Source organism: Pseudomonas sp. BJa3 (assembly GCF_026343815.1).
GTDB classification, from domain to species: Bacteria; Pseudomonadota; Gammaproteobacteria; order Pseudomonadales; family Pseudomonadaceae; genus Aquipseudomonas; species Aquipseudomonas soli.
Window position 1 is genome coordinate 1 of the sequence record NZ_JAOXMC010000005.1, and the last position, 18,787, is coordinate 18,787.

Consider the following 18,787-nt stretch of genomic DNA (forward strand, 5'->3'; position numbering starts at 1 on the left):
GGTCATCGTCAAGATTCATTTCGCAAAACCCCTATCTGCGCGAGCAGGTAGGGGTTTTGTCTTTGTGCCCGGAAAACGCTACGGGTGCCGACTTGCCGGCGATGCGCCCTGCTCACGGAAAATGTGACTCGAACACCGATACAGTTCCTCATACTGGCCACCTCCCACAATTCGAGTCGGAACACTAGAATAGAGCCGACGTCTCCATTCAGAACCCCTTTATGCCTAACCCTGTAGAACCCGAAGCGCTCGCGCAGCTGCCGCTGGATGAGCTGGTGGCCTGCCATGAGTGCGACCTGCTGATGCGCAAAGTCTCGTTGCAGACTGATGAAAAGGCGCAATGCCCACGTTGTGGCTACGAGCTGTACGCCCATCGCCACAACCTGGTCAACCGTAGCCTGGCCCTCGTCCTGACCGCCCTGTTGCTGTATGTGCCGGCCAACTTCCTGCCCATCATGCAATTGCACCTGCTCGGCCAGACCTCCGACGACACGGTCTGGAGTGGTGTGCTTGGGCTATACAATTCAGGGATGCGTGGCATCGCCGTGGTGGTGTTCCTGTGCAGCATGGCCATTCCCCTGCTCAAGCTGCTGTGCCAGCTGGCGGTGTTGCTGAGCATCCGTCTCGACTTCGGCCGCAGCTATGGCCTGCTGATCTATCGTATCTACCACCACCTGCGTGAGTGGGGGATGCTCGAGGTCTACTTCATGGGCGTGCTGGTGGCCATCGTCAAGCTGGTCGATCTGGCCGAGCTGAGCATTGGCCTGGGTCTGTTCTGCTTCATCAGCCTGCTGCTGGTGCAGGTCTGGCTCGAAGTGGTGATGTCACCGCACCAGATTTGGGTGGCCTTGTCGGGGGAGGACGTCCATGCGGGCGATTGATGCAGGCATCCTGGTATGCAATGAATGTCATGAGCTTAATCGTCAGGAGCCCGGCAGCACCTCGCAGAGCTGCACCCGCTGCGGGGCAGTGGTACATGCCCGGCGGCCCAACAGCATCGTGCGTACCTGGGCGCTGCTGATTACCTCGATGATCCTCTATATCCCGGCCAACGTGCTGCCGATCATGACCGTCAGCGCTCTTGGCCAAGGCAGCCCGGACACCATCATGTCCGGCGTGATCACCCTGATGAAGCACGGCATGTTGCCGATCGCCGCGGTGGTGTTCATTGCCAGCATCCTGGTGCCCACCTTCAAGCTGGTGGGGATCGCCCTGCTGCTCTATTCGGTACAGCGCCACCAGCCGCTGTCGGCGCGGCAGCGCATCCTGATGTATCGCTTCATTGAATTCATCGGCCGCTGGTCGATGCTGGACATCTTCGTCATTGCCATTCTCGTGGCCGTGGTGAATTTCGGCCGCATCGCCAGTGTCGAAGCCAACCTGGGCGCCGTCGCCTTCGCCTCCGTGGTGATCCTGACGATGCTCGCCGCTTTAACTTTCGATCCCCGACTGATCTGGGACAACACGGAGTCGGATGACGACCATGAGTGACTTGCCTACGGCTAAAACCCGCCCAGCTTCGAACTGGTCGGCCATCTGGATCCTGCCGCTGATTGCCTTGGCAATCGGAGGCTGGCTGGCATGGCAAGCCTATAAGGATGCTGGCATCGAGATCCAGGTGCGCTTCGAAAGTGGCGAGGGCATCGTCGCCAACAAGACCGAGGTTATCTATAAAGGCATGTCGGTGGGCAAGGTGGTTGCCCTGGTGCTGGATGACAAGGGGGACAACCGTGGTGTCATCGCCACCATCGAGATGCGCAAGGAGGCAGGCCCGCACCTGAACAAGGGCACGCGCTTCTGGCTGGTCAAGCCGAGCGTCAGCCTGGCAGGCATCTCGGGCCTGGAGACGCTGGTTTCGGGCAACTATATCGCCGTCGACCCTGGAGACGGAGAGCCGACCAAGCGCTTCACCGCGCTCAAGGAAGCGCCGCCACTGTCCGATGCCGAGCCTGGCTTGCACCTGACCCTCAAGGCCGAGCGGCTGGGCTCGCTCAACCGCGACAGCCCGATCTTCTACAAGCAGATCCAGGTCGGTCGGGTGAAGAGCTATCGCCTGTCCGAGGATCAGGGCACGGTGGAGATCAAGGTGTTCATCGCGCCAGCCTATGCCAGCCTGGTGCGCAAGCACACACGTTTCTGGAATGCCAGCGGGGTCAGCATCGATGCCGACCTGTCCGGGGTGAAGGTACGCACTGAATCGCTGTCGAGCATCGTGGCCGGGGGTATCGCCTTTGCAACGCCGGAGAACCGCAAGGACAGCCCGCCCACCGATCCAAGCCTGCCGTTCCGCTTGTACGAGGACTTCGACGCGGCTCAGGCCGGTATCCGCGTCAAGGTCAAGCTCAGTGATTTCGAAGGCTTGCAGAAGGGGCGCACGCCAGTGTTGTACAAGGGCATCCAGGTGGGCACGCTCAAGGATCTCAAGGTCGAAAGTGACCTGGCCAGCGCAACGGCCGAGCTGACCCTGGACCCGCTGGCCGAGGACTATCTGGTTGAAGGCACACAGTTCTGGGTAGTCAAGCCGTCGATCTCGCTTGCCGGTATCACTGGCCTCGAGGCGTTGGTGAAGGGTAACTACATCGCGGTCCGCCCGGGCGAGCCAGGCGCCAAGCCCCTGCGCGAGTTCGAAGCGCGTCCCAAGGCGCCGCCACTGGACCTGAAGGCGCCCGGCCTGCACATGGTGCTGTTCGCCGATACCCTGGGCTCGCTGGAAGTGGGTAGCCCGGTGATGTACCGCCAGGTGCGCGTGGGCAGCGTGCAGAGCTACCAGTTCGCTCGCAACAGCAAGCGCATCCTGATCGGTGTGCACATCGAGAAGGAATACGCCAACCTGGTCAACGGTTCCACGCGCTTCTGGAATGCCAGCGGCATCACCTTGACCGGGGGGCTGTCGGGGATCCAGGTCAAGAGTGAGTCGCTGCAGACGCTCATGGCCGGGGGCATCGCTTTCGATACGCCGAAGCCGGATGTACCGCTCAAGCGTCGCATCCCGCGTTTCCGCCTGCATGAAAGCCAGGACGCGGCCAACCGGGCCGGGACCCTGATTACCATTCGCGTGGACCGCGCCGATGGCCTGAAGCCGGGCACGCCGATCCGTTTCCGCGGCCTGGATGTGGGCAGTGTCGAGAGCGTCGACCTGACCGGCGACCTGCAGGCGGTCCTGCTCCGTGCGCGGATTACCCAGGCGGCCGAGCGTATCGCCCGCACCGGTACGCAGTTCTGGGTGGTCAAGCCTGCATTGGGCCTGGTGCGTACCGAGAATCTCGACACGCTGATTGGCGGTCAGTACCTGGAGGTGCTGCCGGCGCTCAAGGATAAAGGGCCGCAGCGTGACTTCATCGCCCTGAGCGATGCCCCCGAGGTGAAGGGTGAGGAGGTCGGCCTGCCGTTGACCTTGAGCGCGGCGCGCCGTGGTTCGATCAAGCCAGGCGTGCCGGTCACCTACCGGGAGATTGCAGTGGGCAAGGTCACCGGCTTCGAGCTGGGCCAGACCGCCGACCGGGTGCTTATCCACATCCTTATCGAGCCTCGCTATGCCGGGCTGGTGCGTGGCGGCAGCCGTTTCTGGAACAGCAGTGGGTTTGGTTTCGACTGGGGCTTGTTCAAGGGGGCCACGGTGCGCACCGAGTCGTTGGAAACCTTGATCGACGGTGGGATTGCCTTTGCCACGCCCGATGGCGAACAGATGGGTAATCCTGCGCGACCGCAGCAGACCTTCGCGCTGTTCGACAAGCCGGAGGATGAATGGATGCAGTGGGCGCCGAAGATCCAGATCGGCAAGTAATGATGGGGGGCCGCTATGCGGCCCTTTCGCCGGCGAGCCGGCTCTCACGCCGACCGCGTTGGCCTCAGGATATTCTGTGGCAGCCGGCTTGCCGGTTGACTCGAAGACACCGGTGCTAATGCAGCCTTGGCGAGTAACGAGAAAATCACAGGCATAAAAAAACCGACCCTAGGGTCGGTTTTTTCGACAAGAACGTCGCTTAGGCAGCTGCAGCTTCTTTCAGTGCCTTGATGTGGCCATTCAGACGGCCTTTGTGGCGAGCAGCTTTGTTCTTGTGGATGATACCCTTGTCGGCCATACGGTCGATTACAGGTACAGCCAGAACGTAAGCGGCTTGCGCTTTTTCGGCGTCTTTTGCGTCGATGGCCTTGACTACATTCTTGATGTAGGTACGGACCATGGAACGCAGGCTGGCGTTGTGGCTGCGACGCTTCTCAGCCTGTTTTGCACGTTTCTTGGCGGAAGGTGAGTTGGCCACCGTCGAGCTCCTCGAAAGACTTTAGGTAAATAGCAAACAAAATAGGCCGCGAATCATGCCGATGAGTCGATCGGATGTCAAGGCCACCTGCAAGGTTCCGCCGAGTGGTGAGCCAACAGGAGGGAAATATTCCTTTCTGTCGCACGACCTGTAAACTCGGGAATTTTTGGCTCCCCTGCGAAGGCGCGGGAGTATCGCACATTCGGACGCTGTCTGCAGCGTCCTCTGCCCCTGGCGTGAAACTTTTCGATGAACCTGCTCAAATCCCTGGCTGCGGTCAGCTCCATCACCATGATTTCCCGGGTGCTCGGCTTCGTGCGCGATACCATCCTGGCGAGGGTGTTCGGCGCCGGCATCGCCACCGACGCCTTCTTCATCGCCTTCAAGCTGCCCAACCTGCTGCGGCGGATATTCGCCGAAGGCGCGTTCTCCCAGGCCTTCGTGCCGATCCTCGCCGAGTACAAGACCCAGCAGGGCGAGGAGGCCACCCGCACCTTTGTCGCCTATGTCAGTGGCCTGCTTACCCTGATCCTGGCATTGGTCACCACCATCGGCATCCTCGCCGCGCCCTGGGTGGTCTGGGCGACGGCACCGGGTTTCGTCGACAGCGCAGAGAAGTACGAGCTGACCACTTCGCTGCTGCGGGTGACCTTTCCTTATATATTGTTGATCTCGCTGTCGTCGCTGGTCGGCGCGATCCTCAACACCTGGAATCGCTTCAGCGTGCCGGCGTTCACCCCCACGCTGCTCAACGTGGCGATGATCGCCTTCGCCGTGCTGCTCACGCCCTACTTCGACCCGCCGATCATGGCCCTGGCCTGGGGCGTGCTGGCCGGTGGCCTGGCGCAACTGCTTTACCAGCTGCCGGCGCTGAAGAAGATCGGCATGCTCGTGCTGCCGCGCCTGAGCTTGCGCGATACCGGTGTGTGGCGCGTGCTCAAGCAGATGCTGCCGGCCATCCTCGGGGTGTCGGTGAGCCAGATCTCGTTGATCATCAACACTATCTTCGCTTCCTTCCTGGTGGCCGGCTCGGTGTCCTGGATGTACTACGCCGACCGCCTCATGGAACTGCCCTCCGGCGTGCTCGGCGTGGCCCTGGGCACCATCCTGCTGCCGACCTTGGCCAAGACCTACGCCAACCAGGACCGTGAGGAGTATTCGCGGATCCTCGACTGGGGCCTGCGCCTGTGCTTCCTGCTGGTGCTGCCCTGCACCCTGGCCCTGGGCATCCTCGCCGAACCGCTGACCGTAGCGCTGTTCCAGTACGGCAAGTTCAGTGCCTTTGACGCGGCGATGACCCAGCGCGCGCTGGTCGCGTATTCGGTGGGTTTGATGGCGATCATCCTGGTCAAGGTGCTGGCACCTGGCTTCTATGCGCAGCAGAATATCCGCACACCGGTGAAGATCGCGGTGTTCACCCTGGTCTGCACCCAGTTGCTCAACCTGGCCCTGGTCGGCCCGCTGGCCCATGCCGGGCTGGCCCTGGCGATCAGCCTGGGCGCTTGCCTGAACGCCGGGCTGCTGTACTGGAAGCTGCGCAGCCAGCAACTGTTCCAGCCGCAACCGGGCTGGACGATGTTCCTGCTCAAGCTGGTGCTGGCGGTGGCGTTGATGTCGGGCGTGCTGTTGCTGGGCATGCACTACATGCCGGCCTGGGAGCAGGGCAACATGCTCGAGCGCTTCGTGCGCCTGGGCGCCCTGATCGTCGCCGGCGTGGTGACCTATTTTGGCTGCCTGTACCTGTGTGGTTTCCGCCCACGGCACTTCGCCCGCAAGGCGTTGCACTGAGGCGCGAAAAGGGTCAGGCGTCGGTTTTTCGCATTCCACACTCCAGGGTGGCGCTGCTGCCTGTCACCAGCGCCCGGGTGTGGTTATAATCGGCCACTTTATGAGCAAGAAGCGCGTTATGCAGCTGGTTCGAGGTCTTCACAACCTGCGCCCCGAGCACCGGGGCTGTGTCGCCACCATTGGCAACTTCGACGGGGTCCACCGCGGCCACCAGGCGATCCTCGCACGCCTGCGCGAACGTGGCCAGGCACTCGGCCTGCCCACCTGCGTGGTGATCTTCGAGCCACAGCCTCGCGAATATTTCGCCCCGGATACCGCGCCGGCCCGCCTGGCGCGCCTGCGTGACAAGGTCGAGTTGCTGGCCGCAGAGGGCATCGATCGGGTGCTGTGCCTGTCGTTCAATCAGCGCCTGAGCCAGCTCAGCGCCGAGCAGTTCGTCAAGGCAGTGCTGGTCGATGGCCTGGGTGTGCGCCACCTCGAAGTGGGCGATGACTTCCGTTTCGGCTGCGACCGCGCCGGTGATTTCGCTTTCCTCACCGAAGCCGGCAAACGCCATGGCTTCAGCGTCGAGGCGGCCAACACCGTCATCCAGGATGGCCTGCGGGTCAGCAGCACCGAAGTGCGCAAGGCCCTGGCCGAGGGCAACTTCGAGCTGGCCGAACACCTGCTGGGCCGTCCGTACCGCATTACCGGCCGCGTGCTGCATGGCCAGAAGCTGGCCCGCCAGCTCGGCACACCTACCGCCAACATCCAGCTCAAGCGCCGTCGCGTGCCGCTGTCCGGGGTCTACCTGGCCAGCATCGAGATCGACGGCCAGCAGTGGCCGGGTGTCGGCAATATCGGAGTACGCCCCACCGTCGCCGGTGACGGGCGTCCTCACCTGGAGATTCATCTCCTGGACTACGCCGGTGACCTCTATGGCCGGCGCCTGACGGTGGAATTCCACCACAAGCTGCGTGAAGAGCAGCGTTTCGCCTCCCTGGAGGCGCTGAAGTCGGCGATCGACGCGGACATCGCCGCCGCACGTGCCCACTGGCACGCTCAACCGCTAACGAAGAGCCTGAAATGACCGACTACAAAGCCACGCTTAACCTTCCGGACACCGCCTTCCCCATGAAGGCCGGCCTGCCTCAGCGCGAACCGCAGATCCTGCAGCGCTGGGACAGCATTGGCCTGTACCAGAAGCTGCGCGAAATTGGCAAGGATCGTCCGAAGTTCGTCCTGCACGACGGCCCGCCCTATGCCAACGGCAAGATCCATATCGGTCATGCGCTGAACAAGATTCTCAAGGACATGATTGTCCGTTCGAAGACCCTGTCGGGTTTCGACGCCCCGTATGTACCGGGCTGGGACTGCCACGGCCTGCCGATCGAGCACAAGGTCGAAGTCACCCACGGCAAGCACCTGACCGCCGACCGCACCCGTGAGCTGTGCCGCGAGTACGCCGCCGATCAGATCGAGGGGCAGAAGACCGAGTTCATCCGCCTGGGCGTGCTGGGTGATTGGGACAACCCGTACAAGACCATGAACTTCGCCAACGAGGCCGGCGAGATCCGCGCCCTGGCCGAGATGGTCAAGCAAGGCTTCGTGTTCAAGGGCCTGAAGCCGGTGAACTGGTGCTTCGATTGCGGTTCGGCCCTGGCCGAAGCCGAAGTCGAGTACGCCGACAAGAAATCCCAGACCATCGACGTCGCCTTCCCGGTCGCCGACGAGGCCAAGCTGGCCGCTGCCTTCGGCCTGGCCGCGCTGGCCAAGCCCGCCGCCATCGTGATCTGGACCACCACCCCGTGGACCATCCCGGCCAACCAGGCGCTGAACATCCACCCGGACTTCACCTACACCCTGGTCGATACCGGCGAGCGCCTGCTGGTACTGGCCGAGGAGCTGGTCGAGTCGTGCCTGAAGCGCTATGCGCTGGAAGGTTCGGTCATCGCCACCGCCCCGGGTTCGGCCCTCGAGCTGATCAACTTCCGTCACCCGTTCTACGATCGCCTGTCGCCGATCTACCTGGCCGAATACGTCGAGCTGGGCGCCGGTACAGGCGTGGTGCATTCCTCGCCCGCCTACGGTGAAGACGACTTCGTTACCTGCAAGCGCTACGGCATGGTCAACGACGACATTCTCACCCCGGTGCAGAGCAACGGTGTGTACGTCGAGTCGCTGCCGTTCTTCGGCGGCCAGTTCATCTGGAAGGCCAACCCGGCCATCGTCGACAAACTCAGCGAAGTCGGCGCGCTGATGCACACCGAAACCATCAGCCACAGCTACATGCACTGCTGGCGCCACAAGACCCCGCTGATCTATCGCGCCACCGCGCAGTGGTTCGTCGGCATGGACAAGCAGCCCACCAGCGGCGACAACCTGCGCGAGCGCTCGCTCAAGGCCATCGAAGAGACCAAGTTCGTTCCGGCCTGGGGCCAGGCGCGCCTGCACTCGATGATCGCCAACCGCCCGGACTGGTGCATCTCGCGTCAGCGCAACTGGGGCGTGCCGATCCCGTTTTTCCTGGACAAGCAGACCGGCGAATTGCACCCACGTACCGTCGAGCTGATGGAGGAAGTGGCCAAGCGCGTCGAACAGCAGGGCATCGAAGCCTGGTTCAAGCTGGATGCCGCTGAGCTGCTGGGCGATGAAGCCGGCCAGTACGACAAGATTTCCGATACCCTCGACGTCTGGTTCGACTCGGGTACCACCCATTGGCACGTGCTGCGTGGTTCCCACGATATCGGCCACGCCACCGGCCCGCGCGCCGACCTGTACCTGGAAGGTTCCGACCAGCACCGCGGCTGGTTCCACTCTTCCTTGCTGACCGGCTGCGCCATCGACGGCCACGCGCCTTACCGCGAGCTGCTGACCCACGGCTTCACCGTGGACGAGAACGGCCGCAAGATGTCCAAGTCGCTGGGCAACACCATCGAGCCGGAAAAGGTCAACAACACCCTGGGTGCCGACATCCTGCGCCTGTGGGTGTCCGCCACCGACTACTCGGGCGAGATGGCCGTCTCCGAGCAGATCCTGCAGCGCAGCGCCGATGCCTACCGCCGCATCCGCAACACCGCGCGCTTCCTGCTTTCCAACCTGTCCGGCTTCGATCCGGCCCGCGACCTGTTGCCGGCCGAGGACATGCTGGCCCTGGACCGTTGGGCGGTCGACCGCACCCTGCTGCTGCAGCGCGAGCTGGAAGAGCACTACGGCGAGTACCGTTTCTGGAACGTCTACTCGAAGATCCACAACTTCTGCGTGCAGGAGCTCGGTGGCTTCTACCTTGACATCATCAAGGATCGCCAGTACACCACCGGCGTGAACAGTGTCGCCCGCCGCTCCTGCCAGACCGCGCTGTACCACATCAGCGAGGCGCTGGTGCGCTGGATCGCGCCGATCCTGGCGTTCACCGCCGACGAGATCTGGCAGTACCTGCCGGGCGAGCGCAACGAGTCGGTGATGCTCAACACCTGGTACCAGGGCCTGACGGAGCTGCCGGCCGACGCCGAGCTGGACCGTGCCTACTGGGACCGTGTGATGGCGGTCAAGGCCGCAGTCAACAAGGAGCTGGAGAACCAGCGTACCGCCAAGGTCATCGGCGGCAACCTGCAGGCCGAGGTCACCCTGTTCGCCGAAGAGGGCCTGACCGCCGACCTGAACAAGCTCGGCGATGAGCTGCGCTTCGTGCTGATCACCTCTGCCGCCAGCGTGGTGCCGTTCGTCCAGGCTCCGGCCGATGCCGTGACAACCGAGGTCGAAGGGCTCAAGCTGAAGGTCGTCAAGTCTGGCCATGTCAAGTGCGGCCGTTGCTGGCACTTCCGCGCCGATGTGGGCAGCCATCCGGAGCATCCGGAAATCTGTGGCCGTTGCGTCGATAACCTGAGCGGTTCCGGTGAGGTGCGCCACTATGCCTAACGCTTCCGCGGGGCGCTTTGGGCGCCTTGCCTGGCTCTGGCTGAGCCTGGTGGTGCTGGTCCTCGACCAGGCCACCAAGGTCTACTTCGAGGGCGCGCTGAGCCTGTACCAGCAGATCGTGGTCATCCCCGACTACTTCAGCTGGACCCTGGCCTACAACACCGGCGCGGCGTTCAGCTTCCTGGCCGACAGCTCCGGCTGGCAGCGCTGGCTGTTCGCGCTGATCGCCGTGGTGGTCAGCGCCGTGCTGGTGGTCTGGCTCAAGCGCCTGGGGCGCAACGAGACCTGGCTGGCCGTGGCCCTGGCGCTGGTGCTGGGCGGTGCATTGGGCAACCTGTACGACCGCGTGGTGCTTGGCCATGTGGTCGATTTCATCCTGGTGCACTGGCAGAACCGCCACTACTTCCCGGCCTTCAACCTGGCCGACAGCGCCATTACCGTGGGCGCGGTGATGCTGGCGCTGGATATGTTCAAGAGCAAGAAGTCCGAGGAAGCCGTCCATGACTGAGACCCGTATCGGCCAGAACACCGAAGTCACCCTGCACTTCGCGCTGCACCTGGAAAACGGCGACACCGTCGACAGCACTTTCGACAAGGCCCCGGCCACGTTCAAGGTGGGTGACGGCAACCTGCTGCCGGGCTTCGAAAACGCTCTGTTCGGCTTCAAGGCCGGTGACCAGCGCAAGCTGAGCATCGCCCCGGAGAACGCCTTCGGCCAGCACAACCCGCAGAACGTACAGGTGATGCCGCGCTCGCAGTTCGAAGGCATGGAGCTGTCCGAAGGGCTGCTGGTGATCTTCAACGATGCCGCCAACACCGAGCTGCCGGGTGTGGTCAAAGCGTTCGACGACAACCAGGTGACCATCGATTTCAACCATCCACTGGCTGGCAAGACCCTGAACTTCGAGGTGCAGATCCTCGACGTGAAGGCCGTGTGAGCCTGGAGCCGAGCATGCAAATCAAACTCGCCAACCCGCGCGGCTTCTGCGCCGGGGTCGACCGTGCGATCGAGATCGTCAACCGCGCTCTGGAAGTCTTCGGCCCGCCGATCTACGTGCGCCACGAAGTGGTGCACAACAAGTTCGTGGTCGAAGACTTGCGTAACCGTGGCGCGGTGTTCGTCGAAGAGCTGGACCAGGTGCCGGACGACGTCATCGTCATCTTCAGCGCCCATGGCGTTTCCCAGGCCGTGCGCCAGGAAGCCGCCGGCCGTGGCCTGAAAGTGTTCGACGCCACCTGCCCGCTGGTGACCAAGGTGCATATCGAGGTGGCCAAGTACAGCCGTGATGGCCGTGAGACCATTCTCATCGGCCACGAAGGGCACCCGGAAGTCGAAGGCACCATGGGTCAGTACGACGCCAGCAACGGCGGCGCCATCTACCTCGTCGAGGACGAGGACGATGTTGCCCAGCTGCAGGTGAATGACCCTGACCACCTGGCCTTCGTCACCCAGACCACCCTGTCGATGGACGACACCAGCCGGGTGATCGACGCCCTGCGCGCGCGCTTCCCGAACATTGGCGGCCCGCGCAAGGACGACATCTGCTACGCCACGCAAAACCGCCAGGACGCCGTCAAGCAACTGGCCGACGAGTGTGACGTGGTACTGGTGGTCGGCAGCCCCAACAGCTCCAACTCCAACCGCCTGCGCGAGTTGGCCGAGCGCATGAGCACGCCGGCCTACCTGATCGACGGTGCCGAGGACCTGCAACGCAGCTGGTTCGATGGTGCCGAGCGTATCGGTATCACCGCCGGTGCCTCGGCGCCCGAGGTGCTGGTGCGTGGCGTGATCGAGCAGCTCAAGGCCTGGGGCGCCACCGGCGCCGAAGAGCTCGACGGCCGCGAAGAGAACATCACCTTCTCGATGCCCAAGGAACTGCGGGTTCGCTCGCTGATCTGACTCAGTCACCTGCACAGCGGCGGCCCTCGTCGCTGCGCAGGCTGACCCGGCCACTGGGGCTCAGCACCACCTGATGCTGGCTGCCAGGCCCGCTGCGCTGGCAGATGTCCAGCGTGATACCGACAAAGCCTTCCCCTATCGGTGCGCCACGCTTGCTGAAGCGCACCTCCCGCGCAGAACTGGCCACTACCTTTACGGGCTTGGCCAGGCGATGTTCGCGCAACACCTGGCCGTCGTGTTCCTGCGACACACGCCAACCCTTGCCCCAGTCACCTTGCAGTGGATGAACCGTCAGCGCCAGCTGTTGCAGCGCGGCCTGGTTGCGCGCAGCGCGCAGTGCCTGCGCCAGTTCCCGGGCTGCGGCGGCCAGTTGCAGGGTTTCGCCGAGCCTGGCGTAGGCCGTTATCCCCAGGTGTGTCAGCAGGCTGCCAATTGTCAGTGCGCACATCATTTGTAGCAGTGTTACGCCTTGTTGCCTCACCGTGCATTCCTCCCTGGAAGTGCTTCGCTGTAGCTTCCGGCCTGGCCGCGCGAGGCGCCAGTCAGGCGGTTCGGGCAGACGGCGAGGAAAGATCCCAGGAGGGTGGCGATGTGGGCGAAGGAAGGTGGGATGACGCTGCTGGAGGTGCTGCTGGCGATGACGGTGCTGGCGCTTGGGGTGTTCGCCGCGGCGGCCTTGCAGGTGCGTGGCATGCAGGCGGCCGAGAGCGCCCTGCGTGACGGTCAGGCGTTGCAGCTGGCCCAGGGCATGTTCGAGCGGGTGAGGGCCAGCGGCACGCTCGAAGCGGGGGAGGAGAGTGCCTGGCGCTCGCGGGTCACCCAGGTGCTTGGCACCTCGGCGCAGGGGCTGATCAGGCGCCACGCCGGCATGCTGGAGCTGCAGGTGAGCTGGCCGGCCCAGGCTGAAGGGCGCCCGCCCTTGCAGTTGCAGGGCAGGGTGCTGCCATGAAACGCGGGCAAGCAGGCGCCGGGCTGGTCGAGGTGTTGCTGGCCGTGGCCCTGGGGGCGTTGTTGCTGGTGACGGCGAGCCAGTTGTTCGGCCAGGCCTATCAGGCCTGGCGGCTACAAGGCGCGGCGGCGAGGCTGCAGGATGATGCGCGCCTGGTCCTGCAGCGCCTGGCCGAGGACATCCGCATGGCGGGCATGTTTGGCTGCCTGCGCCTGGAAGCGGCGGACTTCACCGATCCGCAGGCTGCGCTAGCGTTCGCCAGGCCGATCGAGGCCAACGCTGACAGCCTCACGCTGGTAGGCGCCGAGCTGCCGGGATTGCTCGGCGCGCCGGACTGGACCGTGCTCACCGACTGTCGCAGTTGGGCGCAGGTCCTGCGTGGCCAGCATGTGCCTGGCGATGCCCTGCTGGCCTTGCCGGTGCGCCGGGTTACCTACCGCGTACGCAATGGCAGCCTGATGTTCACCAGCAACGCCCAGCATGCCAGCCTGGTCGACAATGTCCGGGCCCTGCGGGTGCGTCATGGCGACGGTCGCGTCGATATCGAGTTGCTCATGCAGGACCGCGAGCATCGGCTGGAGCAGCGCCATGCCGTGAGCGTGGCCGTGCGCAATCCAGGGGATGACGCATGAGCCGCCAGCGTGGCGTGGTGCTGTTGCTGGCCCTGAGCCTCAGCCTGCTGCTTGGCCTGCTGACCGCGCTGGGCATGCGCGAAGCCTTGCTGCAGGCGCGGCAGGTCGGCGAACAATGGCGCAGGGCGCAGGCTTTCGAACAGGCCGAAGCCAGCCTGGTGGAAGGCGCCGAGTTGCTGCCAGGTGGCTTGCCTGCGCTGTGCCTTGACTGCCTGCCACCCGCACTGCCGACAGCCTCACCTGCCGCGCCGTGGCGAACCACCGACAGTGGCTATGTCCTGCTCCAGCATCTGGGGCAGACACGCCGTGCCGTCGGCCTGCCGCCGGAGCAGCGGGTCAACCTCGTGCGGATCACGGCGCTGAGCCGCCAGGTGCGCGGCCGGCAGTTCCTGGAAGCGGTGTATGCCGTGGACGGGCAGGGCAATATCGGACGCATCAGCTGGCGCCAACGCCTGGAGGAGAGCTGACATGCAGCGGGGTCTTGGTCTGATCGAATTATTGATTGTCGTGGCGCTGATCGGCATGCTGGCAGCCATTGCCTACCCCAGTTACAGCGACCAGCTACGCCGTGCCGCGCGCAGCGAGGTGGTCGGGCTGCTGCAGGACGCGGCGTTGCGCCTGGAACAGCATCGCGCGCATGTCGGCGGCTATGCCGACAGCGAGCAACTTGTCACGGTATTGCCGGCTGGCAGCCGCTACTACCGCCTGCAGGCGCAGCGCGACGAAGACGCTTTCACACTGCTTGCGCGCCGTGTGACGGAGACGTTCATGGCCGACGACCGCTGTGGCGACTTCCGCCTCGATCACGCTGGCGTGCGTGACAATCCGGGCGGCAGCGCAGACGAGCAGGCGTGCTGGGGAAGCTGAAGATCAAAAGGTGCCCGCGCACCGTGGAATTACTTCAGGTGTTGGATCGAACGATGAGCAAGCAAGTAGTGATTGTCGGCGGTGGCGTCATCGGCCTGCTGACGGCGTTGAACCTGGCGGCGGATGTCGACCGGGTGGTGGTGTGCGACCAGGGCGAGGTAGGGCGTGAGTCGTCCTGGGCCGGTGGCGGCATCGTCTCGCCGTTGTACCCCTGGCGCTATAGCCCGGCGGTAACGGCGCTGGCGCATTGGTCGCAGGATTTCTATCCACAGCTGGGCGAGCGTCTGTTCGCCAGCACCGGCATCGACCCGCAGGTGCACACCACCGGGCTGTACTGGCTGGACCTGGACGACGAAGCCGAGGCCCTGGCCTGGGCGGCCCGTGAGCAGCGGCCGCTCAGCGCCGTGGATATCTCGGCTGCCTACGACGCGGTGCCAGTGCTCGGGCCAGGCTACCGCCATGCCATCTACATGGCGGGCGTGGCCAACGTACGCAACCCGCGCCTGGTGAAGTCGCTCAAGGCCGCGCTGCTGGCGCTGCCCAACGTCACCCTGCGCGAGCATTGCCAGATCAGCGGTTTCGTCCATGAAGGCGGGCGTGTCGCCGGGGTGCACACCGAGCAGGGCGTGCTGGCTGCCGACGAGGTGGTGCTCAGTGCCGGTGCCTGGAGCGGCGATCTGCTGCAGACATTGGGCCTGAGGCTGCCGGTGGAGCCGGTGAAAGGGCAGATGATCCTGTTCAAGTGCGCCGAGGACTTCCTGCCGAGCATGGTCCTGGCCAAGGGACGCTACGCGATCCCGCGCCGCGACGGGCATATCCTGGTCGGCAGCACCCTGGAGCATGCCGGCTACGACAAGACCCCGACCGGTGATGCGCTCGAGAGTCTGAAGGCTTCGGCGGTGGAACTGCTGCCGGCGCTGGCGGATGCCGAGGTTGTAGGGCACTGGGCTGGCCTGCGCCCTGGGTCGCCGGAAGGCATCCCTTACATTGGTGCAGTGCCGGGGCATGCGGGGTTGTGGCTGAACTGCGGCCATTACCGCAACGGGCTGGTGCTGGCGCCGGCGTCTTGCCAGCTGTTCAGCGACCTTCTGCTGGGGCGTGCGCCGATCATCGATCCGGCGCCGTATGCGCCTGAGGGGCGTCTGGGCTGAGACACAACAGTGATGACGAGCGGGCGTGGGAGTGGGGCAAGCCCGCTCCCACAACGCAACTCAGCGCTGTTGCCCCGGCCCTTGCTCCAGATGCTGCTGGCTGCAATACCACTCCTTGCCCAGCTGCAACGCCCGGTCATTGGGCAGGTGCACGCCGCAATGGGCACAGCGCACCATCTGCAGCGGGTCCTGCAGGCGCGGTTCGGCAGGTGATTGCTGACTGGTCTTGAACTTGCGCCACAGCCAGAACGCGGCGGCGATCAGGGCGATCCAGAAAAGTAGGCGAACCATGGTGTCCAGCTTGTCGAATTAAGAAGGCGACAGTCTAGGACGCGGCCAATAAAAAAGGGAGGCCTCGGGCCTCCCTTTCTGCGCATGCGACGTATCAGTCGAACAGACCGAAAGTCATGTAGCTGAACCAGCTGCGGTCCTTGTCGGCTTCCTTCGGACCTTCCGGCAGGATCGGGTCGCCGTTCTCGTCCTTGGGGAGCAGCTCTTCGGGCATCTCGGAGCGGGCGTCCTGGAACTGCTTGACCACGTCCTGGTTGGCGCGGGTTTCGCCCGGCGGCAGTGGGGCCTTGGTTTCGATCAGGCCCAGAGTGGCCTTGGACAGCCACGAGCGGTTGCCGTTTTCGTCGACTTTGGTGACGAACTGGCCATCGACCAGGCTCGGGTGGTCCGGGTAGTTGAGCTTGAGGGTCTCGAGGCTGGTGGCGGCCAGCTCGTCCAGGTGCATGCGCTGGTACGACTCGACCATCACCGCCAGGCCGTCACCCACCGATGGGGTTTCCTGGAAGTTCTCCACCACGTAGCGGCCACGGTTGGCGGCGGCTACATAGGCCTCGCGGCTCAGGTAGTAGTTGGCCACGTGGATTTCGTAGGAGGCCAGCAGGTTGCGCAGGTAGATCATGCGCTGCTTGGCGTCCGGGGCGTAGCGGCTGTTGGGGAAGCGGCTGGTCAGCTGGGCGAACTCGTTGTACGAGTCGCGGGCGGCGCCCGGGTCACGCTTGGTCATGTCCAGCGGCAGGAAGCGCGCCAGCAGGCCGCGGTCCTGGTCGAACGAGGTCAGGCCCTTGAGGTAATAGGCGTAGTCGACGTTCGGGTGCTGCGGGTGCAGGCGGATGAAACGCTCGGCAGCCGACTTGGCGGCCTCGGGCTCGGAGTTCTTGTAGTTGGCGTAGATCAGCTCGAGCTGGGCCTGGTCGGCGTAGCGGCCGAACGGGTAGCGCGACTCCAGGGCCTTGAGCTTGTTCACGGCGCTGGTATAGCTGGAGTTGTCCAGGTCGGCCTGCGCCTGCTGGTACAGTTCGGCCTCGCTGAGGTTCTCGTCAATGACTTCCTTGTTCGAGGAACAGGCAGCGGTGAGCCCGAGGATGGCGATCAGCAGCAGGTGTTTCACTTGCATGGCGGCTTGCGTCCCTTTGACGGCCGCTGTCTTGGGCGGTGCCGTCCTGTTATGATGAGCGCCCCCGGCAAACCCCGGGGCAAAAGAAGCCGTATTTAACCACAAGCGCGCAGCCGAAACCAAAGGCTGAACGCCCGTCGATTCGAGCATGTCCGAGATCATTCAACTTAGCGCAGAGGTCCCGTCCGAACTGGGCGGCCAACGCCTCGACCAGGTCGCCGCCCAATTGTTCGCCGAGTACTCGCGTTCGCGCCTGTCCTCGTGGATCAAAGATGGCCGCCTGACCGTCGATGGCGCGGTGCTGCGGCCGCGCGACACCGTCCACACCGGCTCCATCCTGGCTCTCGAGGCCGAGCAGGAGGCCCAGGGCGAATGGGTGGCTCAGGACATCGAGCTGGACATCGTCTATGAAGATGACCAGATCCTGGTGATCAACAAGCCGGCCGGGCTGGTGGTCCACCCGGCGGCGGGCCACCCCGACGGCACCCTGCTCAATGCCCTGCTGCACCATGTGCCAGACATCATCAACGTACCGCGCGCCGGTATCGTGCACCGTCTGGACAAGGACACCACGGGCCTGATGGTGGTGGCCAAGACCCTGCAGGCGCAGACCAACCTGGTCGACCAACTGCAGAAGCGCTCGGTCAGCCGCATCTACGAGTGCATCGTGGTCGGCGTGGTGATCGCCGGCGGCAAGATCGACGCCCCGATCGGCCGCCACGGCGGCGAGCGCCAGCGCATGGCGGTCACCGACGGCGGCAAGCCGGCGGTCAGCCACTACCGCGTGCTCAAGCGCTTCCGCTCGCACACCCATGTGCGGGTCAAGCTGGAAACCGGCCGCACCCACCAGATCCGCGTGCACATGGCGCATGTCGGTTATCCGCTGGTCGGCGACCAGACCTACGGCGTGCGCTTCCGCATTCCGCCGGCTGCCAGCGTGGCCATGGTCGAGGCGGTGAAGAACTTCCCGCGCCAGGCCCTGCACGCCCGCTTCCTGGCCCTGGATCACCCGACCACCGGTGAGCGCATGGAATGGGCCTCGCCGCTGCCGGACGACTTCCTCTGGCTGCTGTCGCTGCTCAACGACGACCGCGAGAGTTTTATCGGATGAGTGGCCTGACGCAGGCGCTGATCATTCCCGACTGGCCGGCCCCGGCCTCGGTCCGCGCCTGTGTCACCACCCGCCAGGGCGGCGTCAGCCTGCCGCCCTATGAATCCTTCAATCTTGGCGACCATGTGGGCGATGACCCCGCTGCGGTTGCCGAGAACCGTCGTCGCCTCAGCGAAGAATTCGCCATCCAGCCCGCCTGGCTCAAGCAGGTGCACGGCCTGGTGGTGGCCGATGCCGACCCCGCCGTGGTCGCCGAGGCCGATGCCAGCTGGACCGACCAGCCGGGCATCGCCTGCACCGTGATGACCGCCGATTGCCTGCCCGCCCTGTTCTGCGACCGCGCCGGTACCCGCGTGGCCGCCGCCCATGCCGGCTGGCGCGGGCTGGCCGGTGGCGTGCTGGAAGCCACCCTTGATCGCCTGGCCCTGCCACCCGAAGAAGTGCTGGTATGGCTGGGCCCGGCCATCGGGCCGCAGGCGTTCGAGGTGGGCATGGAAGTGCGCGATGCCTTTACCGCCGTGCATCCCGAGGCGGCCGCGGCGTTCGTCGACGGCGAGCGGCCGGGCAAGCTGATGGCCGATATCTACCAGCTGGCGCGGATTCGCCTGGCGGCGCGTGGAGTGACTGCTGTTTATGGTGGTGGCTTCTGCACGGTCAGCGACCCGCGGTTCTTCTCCTATCGCCGCACCCCGCAGGGTGGGCGCTTCGCTTCGCTGGTGTGGCTCAGCCCTCGCTAAGCCTGGGGCCGCTTCGCGGCCCTATCGCTGGCAAGCCAGCTCCCACATGCCAAAGTCTGTACTGCCCCTGTGGGAGCCGGCTTGCCGG

At 64.6% G+C, this 18,787-nt stretch carries 20 protein-coding genes; 16 read left to right on the top strand and 4 right to left on the bottom strand.

All coding sequences use genetic code 11. The features are described 5' to 3' along the window. Positions 1–221 precede the first annotated feature (221 nt). The 3 genes from OH705_RS06800 to OH705_RS06810 are packed head-to-tail and all read left to right on the top strand — an operon-like array spanning position 222 to position 3,784. The gene (locus OH705_RS06800; RefSeq protein ID WP_046854155.1) at positions 222–881 is read left to right on the top strand and encodes a paraquat-inducible protein A; all 660 of its coding nucleotides are present in this window, start codon (positions 222–224) and stop codon (positions 879–881) included. Next, entirely contained in the window at positions 868–1,491 is a 624-nt protein-coding gene (locus tag OH705_RS06805; RefSeq protein ID WP_023629756.1) for a paraquat-inducible protein A, read from the top strand. Before OH705_RS06800 ends, OH705_RS06805 begins: the two co-directional genes overlap by 14 nt. Further along, complete coding sequence (locus OH705_RS06810; protein ID WP_031314796.1) at positions 1,484–3,784, top strand: PqiB family protein; 2,301 nt, start codon at positions 1,484–1,486, stop codon at positions 3,782–3,784. The genes OH705_RS06805 and OH705_RS06810 overlap by 8 nt, the downstream gene beginning before the upstream one ends. Positions 3,785–3,983: 199 nt before the next feature. On the opposite strand, the gene rpsT is transcribed toward OH705_RS06810, so the two are convergent. After that, entirely contained in the window at positions 3,984–4,262 is a 279-nt protein-coding gene (gene rpsT, locus OH705_RS06815; RefSeq protein WP_023533220.1) for a 30S ribosomal protein S20, read from the bottom strand. Between the two features lie 249 nt (positions 4,263–4,511). On the opposite strand from rpsT, the gene murJ reads away from it, so the two are divergent. The 6 genes from murJ (at position 4,512) to ispH (ending at position 11,847) form a co-directional block, all read left to right on the top strand. Beyond that, entirely contained in the window at positions 4,512–6,050 is a 1,539-nt protein-coding gene (murJ, locus tag OH705_RS06820; RefSeq protein WP_104444892.1) for a murein biosynthesis integral membrane protein MurJ, read from the top strand. A 118-nt stretch (positions 6,051–6,168) separates the two neighbouring features. Next, positions 6,169–7,119 (top strand): bifunctional riboflavin kinase/FAD synthetase, encoded by a 951-nt coding sequence (gene ribF, locus OH705_RS06825; RefSeq protein ID WP_094011774.1) that lies wholly within the window; start codon positions 6,169–6,171, stop codon positions 7,117–7,119. Beyond that, positions 7,116–9,947 (top strand): isoleucine--tRNA ligase, encoded by a 2,832-nt coding sequence (ileS, locus tag OH705_RS06830; protein WP_267301546.1) that lies wholly within the window; start codon positions 7,116–7,118, stop codon positions 9,945–9,947. The genes ribF and ileS overlap by 4 nt, the downstream gene beginning before the upstream one ends. Beyond that, complete coding sequence (gene lspA, locus OH705_RS06835; RefSeq protein ID WP_023629752.1) at positions 9,940–10,455, top strand: signal peptidase II; 516 nt, start codon at positions 9,940–9,942, stop codon at positions 10,453–10,455. Before ileS ends, lspA begins: the two co-directional genes overlap by 8 nt. Beyond that, on the top strand, positions 10,448–10,885 hold the full coding sequence (locus tag OH705_RS06840) for an FKBP-type peptidyl-prolyl cis-trans isomerase (protein WP_023629753.1): 438 nt from the start codon (positions 10,448–10,450) through the stop codon (positions 10,883–10,885). Before lspA ends, OH705_RS06840 begins: the two co-directional genes overlap by 8 nt. Positions 10,886–10,899: 14 nt before the next feature. Continuing rightward, a complete protein-coding gene (ispH, locus tag OH705_RS06845; protein ID WP_038706818.1) occupies positions 10,900–11,847 on the top strand; it encodes a 4-hydroxy-3-methylbut-2-enyl diphosphate reductase in 948 nt (315 codons plus the stop codon). 1 nt (position 11,848) lies between these two features. On the opposite strand, the gene OH705_RS06850 is transcribed toward ispH, so the two are convergent. Further along, positions 11,849–12,295 (bottom strand): GspH/FimT family protein, encoded by a 447-nt coding sequence (locus OH705_RS06850; RefSeq protein WP_236661048.1) that lies wholly within the window; start codon positions 12,293–12,295, stop codon positions 11,849–11,851. A gap of 141 nt (positions 12,296–12,436) precedes the next feature. Between OH705_RS06850 and pilV the strand changes: the two genes are divergently transcribed. Genes pilV through thiO form a run of 5 tightly spaced genes read left to right on the top strand, consistent with a single transcriptional unit; the run spans position 12,437 to position 15,446 of the window. Next, complete coding sequence (gene pilV, locus OH705_RS06855) at positions 12,437–12,796, top strand: type IV pilus modification protein PilV (RefSeq protein WP_158659579.1); 360 nt, start codon at positions 12,437–12,439, stop codon at positions 12,794–12,796. Beyond that, positions 12,793–13,428, top strand: coding sequence for a PilW family protein (locus OH705_RS06860; protein WP_104444894.1), 636 nt, complete (start codon positions 12,793–12,795; stop codon positions 13,426–13,428). Before pilV ends, OH705_RS06860 begins: the two co-directional genes overlap by 4 nt. Then, positions 13,425–13,895 (top strand): hypothetical protein, encoded by a 471-nt coding sequence (locus tag OH705_RS06865; RefSeq protein WP_267301550.1) that lies wholly within the window; start codon positions 13,425–13,427, stop codon positions 13,893–13,895. Before OH705_RS06860 ends, OH705_RS06865 begins: the two co-directional genes overlap by 4 nt. 1 nt (position 13,896) lies before the next feature. Next, positions 13,897–14,295, top strand: coding sequence for a type IV pilin protein (locus tag OH705_RS06870; protein WP_160290904.1), 399 nt, complete (start codon positions 13,897–13,899; stop codon positions 14,293–14,295). A 53-nt stretch (positions 14,296–14,348) separates the two neighbouring features. Then, positions 14,349–15,446 (top strand): glycine oxidase ThiO, encoded by a 1,098-nt coding sequence (gene thiO / locus OH705_RS06875; protein WP_267301551.1) that lies wholly within the window; start codon positions 14,349–14,351, stop codon positions 15,444–15,446. A gap of 60 nt (positions 15,447–15,506) precedes the next feature. Here the strand turns inward: thiO and OH705_RS06880 are convergent, their stop codons facing one another. Continuing rightward, a complete protein-coding gene (locus tag OH705_RS06880; RefSeq protein ID WP_023632576.1) occupies positions 15,507–15,737 on the bottom strand; it encodes a PP0621 family protein in 231 nt (76 codons plus the stop codon). Positions 15,738–15,831: 94 nt separating this feature from the next. After that, on the bottom strand, positions 15,832–16,851 hold the full coding sequence (locus OH705_RS06885) for an outer membrane protein assembly factor BamD (protein WP_023632577.1): 1,020 nt from the start codon (positions 16,849–16,851) through the stop codon (positions 15,832–15,834). A 148-nt stretch (positions 16,852–16,999) separates the two neighbouring features. Here OH705_RS06885 and rluD point away from each other — a divergent pair, with 148 nt between their 5' ends. Both rluD and pgeF read left to right on the top strand, forming a co-directional pair. After that, positions 17,000–17,962, top strand: a complete 963-nt coding sequence (gene rluD / locus OH705_RS06890; RefSeq protein WP_038706814.1) for a 23S rRNA pseudouridine(1911/1915/1917) synthase RluD — start codon at positions 17,000–17,002, stop codon at positions 17,960–17,962. Continuing rightward, positions 17,959–18,699 (top strand): peptidoglycan editing factor PgeF, encoded by a 741-nt coding sequence (pgeF, locus tag OH705_RS06895; protein ID WP_104444896.1) that lies wholly within the window; start codon positions 17,959–17,961, stop codon positions 18,697–18,699. The genes rluD and pgeF overlap by 4 nt, the downstream gene beginning before the upstream one ends. Positions 18,700–18,787: the final 88 nt, after the last annotated feature.

What these genes read in the sequence shown, in the direction of transcription:
- ileS (WP_267301546.1), top strand. Translation starts at nt 7,116, where the DNA reads ATGACCGACTACAAAGCCACGCTTAACCTTCCGGACACCGCCTTCCCC.
- rluD (WP_038706814.1), top strand. Translation starts at nt 17,000, where the DNA reads ATGTCCGAGATCATTCAACTTAGCGCAGAGGTCCCGTCCGAACTGGGC.
- OH705_RS06840 (WP_023629753.1), top strand. Translation starts at nt 10,448, where the DNA reads ATGACTGAGACCCGTATCGGCCAGAACACCGAAGTCACCCTGCACTTC.
- lspA (WP_023629752.1), top strand. Translation starts at nt 9,940, where the DNA reads ATGCCTAACGCTTCCGCGGGGCGCTTTGGGCGCCTTGCCTGGCTCTGG.
- OH705_RS06870 (WP_160290904.1), top strand. Translation starts at nt 13,897, where the DNA reads ATGCAGCGGGGTCTTGGTCTGATCGAATTATTGATTGTCGTGGCGCTG.
- pilV (WP_158659579.1), top strand. Translation starts at nt 12,437, where the DNA reads ATGTGGGCGAAGGAAGGTGGGATGACGCTGCTGGAGGTGCTGCTGGCG.
- OH705_RS06880 (WP_023632576.1), bottom strand. Translation starts at nt 15,737, where the DNA reads ATGGTTCGCCTACTTTTCTGGATCGCCCTGATCGCCGCCGCGTTCTGG.
- OH705_RS06850 (WP_236661048.1), bottom strand. Translation starts at nt 12,295, where the DNA reads ATGTGCGCACTGACAATTGGCAGCCTGCTGACACACCTGGGGATAACG.
- OH705_RS06865 (WP_267301550.1), top strand. Translation starts at nt 13,425, where the DNA reads ATGAGCCGCCAGCGTGGCGTGGTGCTGTTGCTGGCCCTGAGCCTCAGC.
- murJ (WP_104444892.1), top strand. Translation starts at nt 4,512, where the DNA reads ATGAACCTGCTCAAATCCCTGGCTGCGGTCAGCTCCATCACCATGATT.
- pgeF (WP_104444896.1), top strand. Translation starts at nt 17,959, where the DNA reads ATGAGTGGCCTGACGCAGGCGCTGATCATTCCCGACTGGCCGGCCCCG.
- OH705_RS06810 (WP_031314796.1), top strand. Translation starts at nt 1,484, where the DNA reads ATGAGTGACTTGCCTACGGCTAAAACCCGCCCAGCTTCGAACTGGTCG.
- OH705_RS06805 (WP_023629756.1), top strand. Translation starts at nt 868, where the DNA reads ATGCGGGCGATTGATGCAGGCATCCTGGTATGCAATGAATGTCATGAG.
- OH705_RS06800 (WP_046854155.1), top strand. Translation starts at nt 222, where the DNA reads ATGCCTAACCCTGTAGAACCCGAAGCGCTCGCGCAGCTGCCGCTGGAT.
- ribF (WP_094011774.1), top strand. Translation starts at nt 6,169, where the DNA reads ATGCAGCTGGTTCGAGGTCTTCACAACCTGCGCCCCGAGCACCGGGGC.
- OH705_RS06885 (WP_023632577.1), bottom strand. Translation starts at nt 16,851, where the DNA reads ATGCAAGTGAAACACCTGCTGCTGATCGCCATCCTCGGGCTCACCGCT.
- OH705_RS06860 (WP_104444894.1), top strand. Translation starts at nt 12,793, where the DNA reads ATGAAACGCGGGCAAGCAGGCGCCGGGCTGGTCGAGGTGTTGCTGGCC.
- thiO (WP_267301551.1), top strand. Translation starts at nt 14,349, where the DNA reads ATGAGCAAGCAAGTAGTGATTGTCGGCGGTGGCGTCATCGGCCTGCTG.
- ispH (WP_038706818.1), top strand. Translation starts at nt 10,900, where the DNA reads ATGCAAATCAAACTCGCCAACCCGCGCGGCTTCTGCGCCGGGGTCGAC.